The sequence below is a fragment of the Bradyrhizobium sp. Kon37 genome, from assembly GCF_055807535.1.
Genome location: NZ_JBVVOY010000021.1, coordinates 1 through 14,081 on the forward strand (window position 1 = coordinate 1; position 14,081 = coordinate 14,081).

General features: G+C 57.9%; 10 protein-coding genes and 3 pseudogenes. 11 read left to right on the top strand and 2 right to left on the bottom strand.

Annotated elements, in window-relative coordinates; genetic code table 11:
• The coding region (locus tag AC0L3J_RS28990) for an NYN domain-containing protein (RefSeq protein ID WP_473349272.1) at positions 1-251 on the bottom strand (251 nt) is incomplete at its 3' end.
• 524 nt (positions 252-775) lie between these two features.
• Between AC0L3J_RS28990 and AC0L3J_RS28995 the strand changes: the two genes are divergently transcribed.
• The 4 genes and pseudogenes from AC0L3J_RS28995 to AC0L3J_RS29010 all read left to right on the top strand — a co-directional run.
• Entirely contained in the window at positions 776-988 is a 213-nt protein-coding gene (locus AC0L3J_RS28995; RefSeq protein WP_027516186.1) for a hypothetical protein, read from the top strand.
• Positions 989-2,460: 1,472 nt separating this feature from the next.
• A pseudogene (locus tag AC0L3J_RS29000) lies at positions 2,461-2,574 on the top strand (PEPxxWA-CTERM sorting domain-containing protein); the annotation flags it as partial.
• Positions 2,575-3,085: 511 nt separating this feature from the next.
• Positions 3,086-3,538: pseudogene (locus AC0L3J_RS29005) on the top strand (Npun_F0296 family exosortase-dependent surface protein); the annotation flags it as partial.
• Positions 3,539-4,764: 1,226 nt separating this feature from the next.
• A pseudogene (locus AC0L3J_RS29010) lies at positions 4,765-4,878 on the top strand (PEP-CTERM sorting domain-containing protein); the annotation flags it as partial.
• Positions 4,879-6,176: 1,298 nt separating this feature from the next.
• On the opposite strand, the gene AC0L3J_RS29015 reads toward AC0L3J_RS29010, so the two are convergent.
• Positions 6,177-6,830, bottom strand: a complete 654-nt coding sequence (locus AC0L3J_RS29015) for a PEP-CTERM sorting domain-containing protein (protein ID WP_473349273.1) — start codon at positions 6,828-6,830, stop codon at positions 6,177-6,179.
• A gap of 726 nt (positions 6,831-7,556) precedes the next feature.
• On the opposite strand from AC0L3J_RS29015, the gene AC0L3J_RS29020 reads away from it, so the two are divergent.
• From AC0L3J_RS29020 to AC0L3J_RS29050, 7 genes are all read left to right on the top strand, one after another.
• A complete protein-coding gene (locus AC0L3J_RS29020; RefSeq protein WP_473349274.1) occupies positions 7,557-8,102 on the top strand; it encodes a DUF5681 domain-containing protein in 546 nt (181 codons plus the stop codon).
• 49 nt (positions 8,103-8,151) lie between these two features.
• On the top strand, positions 8,152-8,601 hold the full coding sequence (locus tag AC0L3J_RS29025; protein ID WP_473349275.1) for a DUF5681 domain-containing protein: 450 nt from the start codon (positions 8,152-8,154) through the stop codon (positions 8,599-8,601).
• A gap of 5 nt (positions 8,602-8,606) precedes the next feature.
• Positions 8,607-9,044, top strand: coding sequence for a hypothetical protein (locus AC0L3J_RS29030; RefSeq protein ID WP_473349276.1), 438 nt, complete (start codon positions 8,607-8,609; stop codon positions 9,042-9,044).
• A 77-nt stretch (positions 9,045-9,121) separates the two neighbouring features.
• Entirely contained in the window at positions 9,122-10,474 is a 1,353-nt protein-coding gene (locus AC0L3J_RS29035) for a site-specific DNA-methyltransferase (RefSeq protein WP_473349277.1), read from the top strand.
• Between the two features lie 935 nt (positions 10,475-11,409).
• Positions 11,410-12,267, top strand: a complete 858-nt coding sequence (locus AC0L3J_RS29040; protein ID WP_473349345.1) for a YqaJ viral recombinase family protein — start codon at positions 11,410-11,412, stop codon at positions 12,265-12,267.
• Positions 12,251-13,441, top strand: coding sequence for an ERF family protein (locus tag AC0L3J_RS29045; protein ID WP_473349278.1), 1,191 nt, complete (start codon positions 12,251-12,253; stop codon positions 13,439-13,441). The genes AC0L3J_RS29040 and AC0L3J_RS29045 overlap by 17 nt, the downstream gene beginning before the upstream one ends.
• A complete protein-coding gene (locus tag AC0L3J_RS29050) occupies positions 13,438-14,007 on the top strand; it encodes a hypothetical protein (RefSeq protein WP_473349279.1) in 570 nt (189 codons plus the stop codon). Before AC0L3J_RS29045 ends, AC0L3J_RS29050 begins: the two co-directional genes overlap by 4 nt.
• Positions 14,008-14,081: the final 74 nt, after the last annotated feature.

Consider the following 14,081-nt stretch of genomic DNA (forward strand, 5'->3'; position numbering starts at 1 on the left):
AACTCCTTGGTCGCCTTGGTGACGACGGTGTAGCCGTTGTAGTCGAGCCAGTCGATCAGCGGCCGGATCGAGGAGTACTCCTGATCCTCGATTATCGCGGTGTAGTAGAACGCCCTAAGCAGCGTCCCGCGGCTCTGAAACTCCTTCAGCAGGCGCTTGTAATCGATGTCGAAGCCCAGAGTTTTCGCCGTCGCGTAGAGATTGGCTCCATCGATGAAGAGCGCGATCCTGTCGGTAGAGGAAGGTGACATTGTGGCTGAGCCTTTGGCCGCGCGTTGAGGGAGCGGAGCAGAGACTGCTCGAAACATTCGGGGAGCATTATGAGGTCCGCTAATTGTGATGGTGCGCAGCTGCTTCGTCGTCGACCACGCTGTGCTCTGGAACTCAGGCTGACACGGCAAATTAAGACGGGCAAGTCTGACATACTTTCTGCGTACTGAAATCCTGCCTCCTGTTTGGTGGGAATGATTTAGTTCAGGTCCGCGATGCATGTCATGAGGCCCGCAAAATTCGCTCGCTCTGATTGCGCAATCGCAGGCGTGGCCGCGCCTGGCGCTGTTCCGTTTCCGGCAAACTGGACCGTGCTTTTCGTGGGAGCGGCGCGAACCAAGCATGCCCCAGTACATGGCCAGACGAGCGATATTTCATCTGCGCTAATGACAATCTCACGTCGAAACCGTACGCGCTGGAGCTGAACCGGAGTCAATTTACTTCGGCTTCTTTTCCCTCTAGTCTCCGGCAAGTGGTAAAAGAAATTTTTGATTTCGGAGCGCTTATGCCGAGTGCAATCGAGTTGATCGTTGAGGGGTATGCACGTCTGAAAGACCGCGAGTCGCTCGAGCATCTGAGAATGCACCGCCAGCGCCTGGCCGTCGACCTGAAGGCAAGGGCGGGGTTTGACTGCCGCCCTTCGATCGCCCAGCTGGAAGAGGACATCGCTACTATTGAGGCGGGGCTCAGAACGCTTTCCGGCCCAGTCGCCGGGTAGATCGGCTAAGGCCTGCCGCAGACGGGATCAGCGAGAAGGCCGCCCGAAGGGAAGGTGGGGTGGCGCGAGACCAGGCGTAGGGCATCCTGCCGCGGATGGGAGTGTGCACCCTGACGTTTGCATTTCCCGCAGATGCGAAAAGTGCTGCACCAATCTTGCGCACGGTCCAAGTACATTCCGTCCCGCTGTCTGTAATCCCGGGCGAAGCTGGCAAGAGCGCTGGATGGAGCAAATTTGCCCGGCCGCAGCTTCTTGATCAGCACCGCGTAATTCCGGAGCGCCGCCCGGCACCATAATCCGAAGGGCGCAAGTCCACATATAGCGGTTCGGACTGTCGGCCGGGGGAATTAACACGGCAAACCGCGAAAAGACGCAACCGAGGCTTTGTCCTGCTAGCTCCAGATGGCTTCAATAACAGGCGCCTGTGGCGGGTTTTCCCGAAGAGGTGTAACGGGAATTGCGGGCTCGGGTCTCAGGAATTTGGAAGCGCCCATCGAGCGGAGTGCCGGTGCCTGCGCGGTTAAGCGTTTGGCTGGCAAATCCCTCGCGCAGGATGAGCTGCTAATTGAATTGGCTGTTCGTGATGGTTCCCGAACCAAGGTCGGGGCGTCGGGGATGAAACAGGATTGTCCAGAGGTTTTGGGGCAACACTCGTTGGCAGTCATTTTAGTCCTTAGACCGTCTCATTGAATATGGTCTCGGCGAAGGAGGGCCGAACATGGCTCCGCTGCAGCGTCGCTTCGGCGGTAAAACGGATTTTTCTGCATTTGCATCAAAGGCTTGATCGCGGCAATGGACGGCAAAAACGCGAGAGCCGATGATCCTGAATGGGGGCCGAAATCTAATGTTTGAGTCTACTGCCGCTTGTCTCGTGGGCAACAGTTCAAGCGTTAACTTTCATAAACCTTCTGCTTGCAGAGGGGCCGATGAATTGATACCACCAAAAAGCAATTTAAAAGAAAGGGATTCTCTTTATGTCGTTTTGGTCAAAGGGCCGTTTGGCCGCCCTCACGGTCGCTGCCGTTGTGGGTCTCGGGATGAGCGCAGCCAGCGCTTCGGTGACGCTCTTCAACACAGGTATTAATGGGCCAAACGACGGGGCGATCGATCCTAACTACTCCGTGGTCGGCGGTGGCGCTGCCGTCACCTACTATAACCCCGCTTATATTGCCGATAACGCCGGATCCCGCTGGGTGTCCGTAGATGGCGGCGGTGGTGCGGGCAACAGCACGGTGACGTTCACGACGACGTTCACGGCTGACAGTACCGCAACGGTTTCGGGCTTCTGGGGAGCCGATAACTTCGGTACGATTTTTCTGAACGGTGTTCCGATCGCATCCCTGTTCGGCACTGTTTACGAGAACTTCAATCAGCTCCACGCTTTCTCATTCAGCCCGCTGTTTGGTTCAAACACGCTCACAGTTGAGCTCACCGACACAGGCCCGCCCACCGCCTTCCGCATCGACGGTTTCGCGAGCGCCGTTCCCGAGCCCTCCACCTGGGCCATGATGATCCTTGGCTTCGCTGGCGTCGGCTTTATGGCCTACCGCCGCCGCAACCAGGCGTTGGCCCTGACTGCGGCCTGATACCAGCCACAATCAATCTGTTGAAAGACCGCCTTCGGGCGGTCTTTTTTTGTGCGGTCGGAAGATTGATTGAACGGACGATGGTCATGCTCGCCGTCGCCTACGGCGCCCTGCCAGATTTCGCGGGAACAGGTAAGCACCTCAGAGATCAGACCTGCCGGGAAAAGTCGGAATCTCGCGTTGAGAGACTACGGATCGGGGCCTTGAACAGGCTAAAGCCCTCAACAAGCATTCTAATCGAAATTTAATGAAATCAGGAACAAGTGGCAATGTCGGCTCTTAATGCCTGCGATCCGGCGCGCTGTGCGCCGCGTCACGATTGGAGACTGACATGAGGTTAATACTATCGGGAATTGCGGCTCTTGCCCTGACCGCAGCAATTCAGCCCGCGCAGGCAATGGTGGTGGGCAGCTTGGGGGGCGGCACCGGTCCCTTTCTCAGCCTGAGCAGCGCCGGCCTGAATGGTGGATCGGTCGCTACACTAAGCGGCGGCACAGTCTATACCAGCGACGAGCCGTTCGCTGACATCCCAAAGGGAGGGGTCTACGGCGGGACATTCCTCGCAGCCGGTCCGACCTCCGGTGAGCCTGCGGTGCTCACCTTCCAAAACCCGATCAACTATTTGAGCTTTCTCTGGGGATCTCCGGACACCTACAACCTGCTCCATGTCACCTCCACGAAGGGGACCTACGATTTTACTGCGAGCAGCCTGAATTTCGCCGTGACGAACGGAAATCAGGCATTCTCCCAGTATGTCCAGTTCAATGCGACGCCGGGAGACCAGATCCTCTCGGTCAGCTTCAACAACAGTCCCGCGCAGGACGCCTTCGAAACGGCGAACTTCAGCGTGTCTGCGGTCCCTGAAGCGTCTACCTGGGCGATGATGATCACCGGCTTCTTCGGCATCGGTTTCCTGGCCTATCGGGGTCGACGTCAGAGCGGCGCCGCGTTCCGGCTGGCTTAGCACCGGCTTTGAGAAAGGTGGGGCCGCGCTCCGCGGCCCCCCAACGTCTGTTGTTCCAAAACCAAATGTTTTGAAGTCACCGCAGTCTCAACTAAGCTTCGACTTTCCAAATTATACTTTTGAGGCGTTGTTTCATGCACACACGCTCCAAACGATACATGCGGCGTCATCGGGCCAAGCAAAGAGCATTGCGTCACCGTCCTCCTCCTGAGGGATCCGATCGTCTCGCTCTTCAAATCAAGCGAGCGATGGATCGGGCGATGCCCTTCTCAACATCATCGACCTGGTGGTTTCCGGCGAGCCGTTCTACGGGCAGCTTCGCGAGCGAGCGTGTTTCCGGATAGCACCCGAAGCTGCCGTTGCAGCTTGCCGAGCTCTCACCTTGAGCTTTCGGTCGCCGATGGCAGGTCTGCCTTGAACTGAGGCAGCTGCAAATGAACTGCGATTTGCAGTCATCCGGAGGACGGACGATTCTGCCTCGCTGCTTCCCCAAGCTACAACAGCACCCCGCAGGAATCTCTTGGGTGCGTGTGGCGTCCTGCTACCCCTTTCCGAACGTCTGGCGACTTGAAACTTCAACCGCGCCGGTCACGTCCAGATTTAAATTAAATGCCCGAATCTGAACAATTAACTATTCGTTAATTAGATATTGCGTTTTCTAAAGCATCTATTAAAATGGACGCGCCGAGGTCCAATTTTGCGAAAAGGGGTTTTTCATGAGAAAGAGCTTATATGCTGCGGCTTTTGCCGCGATGGTCGGATTTTCAGGCAGCGCGAATGCGGCCACGATCGCCTTCACAAACTACGGTCAATCTGACGGGATCACAGCAAATCTCGCTCAACCCGTTGTAGCTGGTCCAAATGCAGTTAATTGGACGGGTCAGCCGGCTGCTCCTGGTGGCTGCGGTCTGAGCAACTGCGGCTGGGATCCTTTCGGCTCTTCAGACACCACACATCATTGGATCGACATCGGCAATTCAGGGTCGTTGACCTTCAACATAGGCAGTTTGCTCAGCAGCATCAAAGACGATGTTCTGTACGTCGTCTGGGGCTCGCCGAATGGAGACAATAAGATCACGTTGAGCAACGGCTCTACTATGACCCTGGCCGATTTCCCCAATGTCAATCAGAAGGACAATCCAGCCGGATATCTGTTCGGCTTGAATCTTGCGGGCGCGTCCACCATCACCTTCGGTACTACTGAGACTGCGTTCGAGTTCGCCTTCACCTCACCGGTCCCCGAGGCGTCCACCTGGGCCATGATGATGCTTGGCTTCGCTGGCCTCGGCTTTATGGCCTATCGCCGCCGTAACCAGGCGTCAGCTCTCACCGCGGCCTGATCGCCAGCTACATGAGTATGCAGAAAGACCGCCTCCGGGCGGTCTTTTTTTGTGCCGCGGTCTTTTGGTACCAATCGGATTGATGAACAGCAGAATTATGACCGCGTACACCGGTCGTGCGGGGAAGCTTCCATGCTCCCAGTCGCGTGATATCGGTTTCACAACGGAGCCACTCGGCGCGGATGTTCTTGTTGGGCGCCAGCGCACAATGCGCGGCACCTGGCGATTAAGGTTGACGCACCAATTGGGATGCAATCGAACGTCGCGCCAGTTAGGACAGGGCATGCCTGAGAGAGTGCGCCTCGTTGCCTATGTTGCGGCTATCACCGTTGCCACGGCGGGGTGGCTGTTCTTCTTATATGAAGTAGCCGAACACCTTGTCAGCGGGTAGTTCAGCTTCATCTGCAAAGGCGGCCGCTGCGAACGTGCCTTGCTTACCGCGCCGAAGGTCATCCAAGCCATAAGCTCTGATTGACGGGCGGCGTTCCCCGGTTACACTCCTTTCCTTTCATTGAAAGATAGCGCCATGTTTTTCTCACGCGCCAATACTCCAGCAAAGAAGCCAAAATTGACGCTCAGGGCATTCTCGAAGATGTTGCGGGCGGAGGCCCAGAAGAGCGATACGCCGACGATCGCTCCTGCTCCAGTCCCAATCCTCGCAAAGAAGATCGTCTCCGCAATGCGGAACTGCGAGCAAGAAGACTCTACGGGTGCAGCAAACTGATCTCGGCCACACCGTGCCTCCACCCAATTGATTTCAGTACTACCTGTAAGAGGGCACGTTTTTCATGCTCCGGGTCGTTATCACTTTGGTGGTCATTTGGATTGCGATCAATCTCCTGTTTGTGGTGTTGGTCATTCCGCCGCGCAAGCCCGAGTCCAAATCTGATCCGTTATACCCTGTTGAGAGTGATAGAGCCCTCGGGCAACGCGGCCCGCGACAGGATCATCCTCGGACGCCGTGGCAAACCGCGATCTCCCTCGTCTCGGGTGCATGCTTCTCACTCGTCCCTGTCTTCGTTGCGGCGATTGACGTGATCAGGCGATTTTTCGGGAAGAACAGGCGCTAAAAATCTCATCAAAGAAAGGCCTCGGCGACGTTTCCAAGCTGGTAGTGGCTAGCGTTTGAAGTCGCGCCGTTCGTTCCTCCTCTCGCCTGCAGTAGCAACGGCGAACCGTAATCTTACCGTATCGAATAAGCGGCTGCTTTCGGCAACCGAAGAGGGCCAATCAGTACGGAAACGGAAAAGACCGCCCAGAGGGCGGTCTTTCTGATCTCAACCAGTTTGTCCAAGCGCCTAAGCGGGGAGCGAGGCGCTATGGGCTCGGCGGCGATACCCCAAGAAGCCTAGGCCTGCAAAGCCCAGGATCATGAGCGCCCATGTGGAGGGTTCGGGGATTGCTGTAATAGCGATATTGTCGAGGCCGCTGGCGTGGTCGCCATCAATACGCGTCGCCGAGAAGACCAGGTTCTGGCCGGCGACGGCCATGAAGCTCCACGTCGACGAAGCCCATGACAAACCTGGATCGATCGTCTTCGAGAGACCATTATATCTTACAGTGAACGGGTCCGCACCGGTCCCCGGGCGCGCAACGCTGTCGAATGCGACGGTGTAGCTCTGGCCAACCACGAGGGTGCCGGTATCGATGGTGATGACGCCGAGGTTCGAGCTGGAGTAACTCTGAAGAAAGGCGGCATTCGTGCCCGGACCCGGTGCTGCCGGGAAGCCCCACGCCTGAGCATTATTCTGGACTCCCGAGGTGCCCGAGAAACCGACGCCGGGAACCGATACCGAATTTCCCGAGGGCTGAGAGTACCCAGCGCTATCGGCGGCGTAGGAATACTGGCCGGCGCTCACGTTCGAATTCTCGAAATCAACGACGAGCACGGAAGCGGAAGCGGCGCTGGATGCCATCGCAATAGCGGCGGCGGCCAGAAAGAGAGCTTTCATAAATTCCTCAACGTTAACGAATCGATGTGATGTGTTGCCGGTGTTGCATGTTGTTCCTGCCCTATCAAGACCGGGTCTCCCCGGGGCACCACATCTTTGCTCTTGGCTGACAGCGCCGTGATCGAGAAGGCCTTTTGCTCAGCCAAGAATTATCCTGCGGTCCTTGGCTGTTGCTGCGGTCCTCCTGACAGAGCGCCCCGACAGACGCATGCCGCCTCTGAGCAACTCCAAGCTGAAAGATCACAGGCCAAGCCGCGGCGACCAAGAAGCTACACTCGAGCTGACGCGGCAAGGTCACCGGCACCTTGTTCTCGCTCTCTCTCCGCGCTGCGGAAATCGGCCAGGAGGCGATCGCTGCAGCCGGGAGCGCCAACCCTGGAGCTGAGCGCGGTGACCGCTAATGCTCACCTACGCTATTAGCCAGAACTGTACGGAGATGGACAGGAACTCTGGAGCGCTGGGCCGAATGAGGAAAGCCGGCGAGCCCCGAGACCGACATGCGGTCGCAGGGATGGTTCGGCTCAAATATGTTTGACGACAGCGATTCTACGGCATAAATAAGCGATAGCGACGTCGATCAACACCCGTCGCGATGCTTAGAACCCGAGCAAAAATGAAATGCTAACGAGCTGCGCAAGCGATGCGCCTCGGAGCTTGCTGGTTTCTGGGCCTGTTTCATCACCCAAAACTCCTGCTCTGTGCGCGCATGCCGCCGATGGAGTGGAGATGGTAAAGCAGGATGTGTCCCATCGGGGACCCGTCTCGAAGACGGAAACTTACGAGGTAGGCTACGGCAAGCCGCCCAAGGAAACCCGTTTCGGTGCACGACCCCAGCCTCAGCGAGCTGGGCGAGCTCCCGCGAGCGCATCCCAGCACGCGGGAACAGACATTGCTGAGCTGCTCGATCGACCGATCGAGATCAGACGCAATGGCAAGCGCCACAAGGTGCATCCTCACGAAGCGATGCTGGAGGCCCTGTTCCTAGGTGCCATGGCCGGCAAAATTGGTGCGCTGAAACAGTTCCTAGCGGAATGCATGCGAGCAGGCTTGCTGGAGCCGTCGCTCGCCCTTGCCTGCGGGGCGGTGCAGGCTCCTCGTGACGTGCCGCTCGACCTCGCAGGCTATATTATTTGCAATGAGGGGCTACCGCCTTGGGACGACCGAATCCTCAAGCACTATCGCGCTGAATATGAGGCTGATCTTGCCAGGATCGCAGAATTGAAAAGGGAGGCGTTGGCGAAAGCCCGGGCTGATGGCGAAAATGTCTACTAAATCGGACGATAGTGACGCGGTCTCTGCACCTGGGCGGACCCCTCCACCGGTGGAAAGTCGCTTCAAAAAAGGACAATCCGGCAATGCGCGCGGTCGGCCCAAAGGCGCTGTCAGCGTGCACGCCCGCACCAAACAGTTTGCACACAAGACGATCATTGCCCGAGTGTCCGGTAAACAACAAAGACTTAGCCGACTTCAGCTCGTTATCCTCAAGCTTCAAGCGCTGGCGGCCGAAGGAAAGCCTGCTGCCGCGGCGCTGATGAGCAAGGTTCGAGATCGCGCGGCACCAACGCCAATTCCCGACTCAGGGATTCTCCTGGTCCCAGCCGCGGTGTCACTGGATGAATTTATCACGCGAGAGCTCGAGCGAACCAAGGACGCTATTCAGCCCGGCACGGCCATCAACCTAGAGGCCGAAGAGTTCATAAGAGCCGCGCGCGGCGAACCTACGGCCTTGGGCGAGGCCTTACTTCAATTTCACAGGAAGTACGGGGGCTAGCCAAGATGCCTGAGCAGACTTCCGCAAGCCTGTACGAGCTGTTTGATGAACTAGACCTGCGATACTGGGAGAGGCTCATCAAAAGCGGCACCTACCCGAACAAGGAGCAGCTTGCTGCCCTAATCGAGGCCAATTTTGCGAAGCCGCTGCCAGCGTGGCTCAATCCCTTGATCTTGAAAGGTCTCAAAGGGGAGCTGAAAGGAAAGCCAGGGCGCCCCAAAAAATCGGCCTTGGACAACCTCCGATTTGACATTGCAGTCGACGAATACAAGCGCCTGCTGAGCGATTTGGCAATCCGAGAAGGCGTGGAACCTGGCGGCGCAAAGAAGCGTGTGCGATTGTCGGAGCCACCGCATCAACGCGCAGCAAAAATCGTCATCAAAAGCTGGGGCTTGCGGATGGACTGGCAGTCTTTCCTGAATCAGATCTCTTCAAAAAAATAGCCCCGAAATTATTATGAATGCCAAGGGCGATGGCCGTTCCTAGAAGCTCTGTTGTGACAAACAAGGGAGCTACTCAGATGAGCCATCAACGACCACAGCGTCAACTTTCGATTGTCTATCAAGCTATCAACGACCTCAAACTTCGTGACGGCAATGCCCGGACGCACTCGAGGAAGCAAGTTCAGCAAATTGCCGATGCGATCAAAAGGTTCGGCTTCATAAATCCGATACTGACGGACGAAAAAAACGGCGTCATCGCCGGTCATGGCCGGCTCGAAGCTGCCAAATTAATCGGCCTCAAGCACGTTCCAGCGGTTCGGCTATCCGACATGACCGAGCCGGAAATCCGGGCGTACGTCATCGCGGATAACAAGCTTGCCGAAAATGCCGGCTGGGACGAGAATCTGCTCGCGCTAGAATTCAAGTATCTCTCGGAGATCGAGATTGATTTTGACTTGACGATAACAGGCTTCGAGGTCCCCGAGATCGACATTCTGATCGGTACCGCGGCTCGCATGTCGTCGGACAGCGCGATAGATGGAACCGTTGAACCGGCTGCCGGTCGGGCCATCAGCCAAGCTGGTGACGTATGGCGGATCGGCGAGCACCGTTTGCTCTGCGGAGACTCAACGAGGTCTGAGAGCTACCAGGCTTTGCTCGGGGACAAACGTGCTCAAATGATCTTCTCGGATCCGCCCTACAATGTGCAAATCCAGGGGAATGTCTCAGGTAAGGGCGAAATCGTTCACGCCGAGTTCGCCATGGCATCGGGCGAAATGTCCAAGGCAGACTTTACGGGCTTCCTTGCTTCGGTTTTACGAAACCTCACAGCCAACGCCGTCGATGGCGCGATCCATTTTCAGTGCATAGACTGGCGGCATATTGAGGAAATGCTCGCTGCCGCTAACGGCGTTTATAGCGAACTTAAAAACGTTTGCGTATGGGCGAAAAACAACGCCGGCATGGGATCGTTCTACCGCTCTCAACATGAGCTTGTCTGTGTCTTCAAATCCGGCTCCGCACCACACATCAACAATATCGATCTTGGTCGCTTCGGTCGCAACCGGACGAACGTGTGGAACTATCCAGGCGTAAGCGCTTTTGGTGAAGGCCGCTCGGATCTTCGATTGCACCCGACCGTCAAGCCGGTTGCTATGGTTGAAGACGCGATCCTTGACTGTTCGCGGCGTAAGGGAATCATCCTCGATCCGTTTTTGGGATCGGGGACGACTCTGATCGCGGCGGAGCGGACCGGACGTATCGGGTGCGGCATTGAGATCGATCCGCACTACTGCGATGTCGCGCTACGCCGTCTCAAGGCGGTATGCGGATTGGACGCAATAATGGAAACCACCGGCGAAAGCTTCGAAGACGTCGAGATCCGAAGGGAAGAGGAAAACGCCCGCGGATTGGCGCAAGCTGCTGAATAGCCTCACGACGGCCGGCAGCCATCTCGCGTGCCGGCCCGTCTGTGCGCAATCTGCACATTCGCTCCGGGATTCAGCCGAAATGCCCCGTCGATAATGGCGGTGGCGTTTTTGCGCTCACCGAACATGAAGTTCTATCGGCGTATCCTGATGCAGAGCCCGTGCAAAGGCAGCAAAGGGCTGCGCAAAAACTTTCTATGATGCGGGGACATGTCGCTCATCATCTTTATTGCTCGGTCGGTTGTTTGAAAAGCTCAGTCTCGGGTCGTTCTTCCACCTTCGTTGCCGGCAGTCGCCCTCAGGCGCTTCAGTCCTCGTCGTTGTCGTGCTCGAGCTGCTTTCTCGTAGCGATGCAGACCTGCGACCTGCTTCATTTGGAGGGGTTCTGTGCAATCCATCAGATCGATAAGCATCCTGAACCGAACCCGGCGGATGTCAGCCAGCCAGTGTCGGGCTCGTGCAAGATCCTTGGCTGCGTCCGCCCGCGACTTGTCTGCCGCTTCAGCTGTGAGCGTCATGCTAAGCGCCTCCAGCCTCGGTCTTTCGTTATCGCCCTCGCTCGATAGTCCGTGTCGATATGCGTTGCGGCTCGATCGCGCTTTTCCCTTGATTGTCCTGGGGCCTGTGCTCTTCGTCGCATTTGCCCGATTGGCTTCGATTTGTCGTTTCGACGTCATTTGACTCACCTCATCGTTGCGCGGCGATGCTGGCCGTGTCCCCTCCGCGCCGCAACCTGATCAAGATTCTGAGGTGAAAAATAGCAAGAATCTTGCTCCAGAAAGGACTGGCAATCTTCGGCGACTGGAGCGTTACTGAGTCGGCCGGGCGCGATCCCGGCACCGGTATCTGACCTCGCGGACGCGGGGCTTAAGGCAGTGCGGCGGACAACGTCGCAATCGCCTTCAGCGTCGCGTAAACAGGAGATACCATTGCGTACCATCGTGACTGAATCTGTGGCAGGTCCACGGACCCCCATCGTCAAATTCAACCCCAACGACCGGCGCCATTTCATCGGTGGCTCGGACGCGCGCATCATTATGGGCGACGACCCGGATGCGCTCATTCGGCTGTGGCAGGAGAAGCGTGGGGACGTCGCACCGGAAGACCTCACCGGTAATCTCATCGTTCAGCTAGGTACTGTGACTGAGGTGCTGAACCGGGCCTGGTATCAACGATGCTCTGGCCAAACCATCAAGGACATCCAGAAGCGCGTCCGTCACCCGGTGCACAAATGGATGGGAGCCACCCTGGACGGCGTCGTCGAACAGACTGGCGCGGTCTTTGAAGCGAAGTTCATGTTGCCTTGGTCCTTCAATGAGGAAGCAGCAGCCGAAAAGCATATGGCGCAGCTACAGCACAACATGTGGGTGACGGCGGCGCGGAACGCGGTACTCTCGATCATCACCGGAGGCGGCAAGTGGGTCGAGATCACGGTTCACGCTGATCCGCTCTATCAACATCTCCTGCTCACGGCGGAAAAGAAATTCTGGCGTTGCGTTCAGAGCGGGGAGTCGCCCATTCTCTTCAACATCGAGACACCCCGTCCGAGGCTCGAGGCCGTCAAGGTCGTCGACATGTCCGGCTCGAACCTGTGGGCAGATCTCGCAGCCGTTTACCTTCGGACCCGAGAAGCCCACGGTGAGCACGAAGCAGCCAAGGCGGATCTGAAAAAGCTCGTACCGGAGGATGCGAGGGAGGCGGCCGGTCATGGCATCAGGGCCAAACGCTCCAAGTCAGGCGCTGTCAGTTTTGAGGGCCAAGCTGTCGCAGAGGTGGCCCATGCACCAATCCAGTGAGCGCATCGGGACCATCGCTGCGGCCCTTGCGCGGGCCCAGGCCGAGTTAATGAACCCGGAGAAGACGCTGACCGCGGTCATTCGGTCACCGGTCCCTCGGGAGGACGAGCGGACATTTCGTTATGCCTCGCTGGCAAGCGGCCTCGACATCGTCCGCAAGACCCTGAGCCAGCAGGAAATCGCCACCATCCAGACCACTCGGGTTGAGCAGCCTACCGGGCACATCCATCTCACGACCCTGCTGGCCCATGCATCCGGCGAGTGGATCTCGTCGGACTGGCCGGTCTGTGCCTCCAAGGACGTCGAGGCCCCGCACCGGATGGGGGCGGCGCTGACCTACGCCCGGCGCTATGCCCTGTTCGCTCTGGTCGGAATTGCCGGAGAGGACGATTTGGACGCGCCCGACACCCAGGCAGGACCTTTAGTGGCGGCCGAGCCACACACCGCCTCAGGGACGAAAGGAAAGCCTCCCAAGAGCGTCTTGAACCGACCCCCGGTCCTGCCTCCTGAGCGCTCGGCGGAATTGCTGAACCGGCTACTGGCCGAGCTCGCCACCGAGGTGGACGGGGAGGGCCAGGGCGGCCTCCTTGCTTGGGCCAAAGCAACCCTCCCCCTCAAGAACAGGCTTCGGGAAGCGGATGCGAGAGCTTTGGAGGCCGCTTATGCGGGCAAGCTTGCGGAGCCAACCGGGGCGGGCGCCGATCTCCAGGTCCATCTAACTTCGCCAGCGGAGAAGGCTGATTCCGACCCGCCAATGCCGCCGGATCTGAGGCTGCGTGCCACCGAACCACATCACCGGTTTGCGGATCCAGGCGGCAGCCTTGCTTTCCCAAAGGAGCCGCCTCGGAAACGAAGCAAGGCACATCTCGCTTTCGTCCGGGGATTGCCCTGTCTCATTTGTAAGCGGACGCCGGTCGATGCGCACCATCTCAAGTTCGCGCAACGGCGTGCGTTCGGGCGCAAGGTCAGCGACGAGTTTACCGTTCCCTTGTGTCGGGACCACCATCAGGCCCTGCACGGGCAAGGTAATGAAAAGGCGTGGTGGGCCGACATGCAGGTCGATCCGGTGCCTGCTGCGAGGGATCTCTGGGCCGCCAGCCCGGTTCATGCAATCGGGAACGCATCGCCATCATACTCAGAACCACGGAGTGCACTGGAGACGCCGGCAAGATGAACGCACCGTTCCAAATTGTACCACGCCCGAATTACGTTGTGCCAGAGGAGCTGGAAGTCCTGCGACCTGATCCTCTACTGTTGCCTGGGGAAAGCCGCGAACAGTACGACGCGCTCCAGCGCATCGTTCTCGGCGATATCGCGCCGAGATCCGCCATCGAGTGCTTGCTGGCGTTCGACGTAGCAGAGCTGTCCTGGGAAATTCGCCGCTACCGTTCGCTGCGTCACCAGCTGCTCGAGGCCTTTCGGCATCGAGCGGTCCAAAGGGCGTTGAGCCAAATTGATCTTGTCGGCATCGACGACCGCACAAAGGAGGTCGCAAGAGCGCATATCGCAAAGAATGTGCTGGACTGGCGAGTCAATCCTAAAGCTACGGGTGAAATCGACCGTCGCCTCCTGGCATACGGCTTCGATCAAACATCCATCAGTATGGAAGTCTATTTGCAGGTCCGCGAGCAGTACGCCTTCTTTGAGGGGTTGATCAATTCAGCCTCTCTCCATCGGTTCAACCTGCTCCGCGAAATTACTCGGGGGCGATTTGCCAAGTCAGCAAACCTGACGCAATGACGGAACCTCGCTAGAGGATTGGAAAGTCAACCCCAGCGCTGGCGCAAGAGACTTTGTCGCGGCTTCTTCGCGTT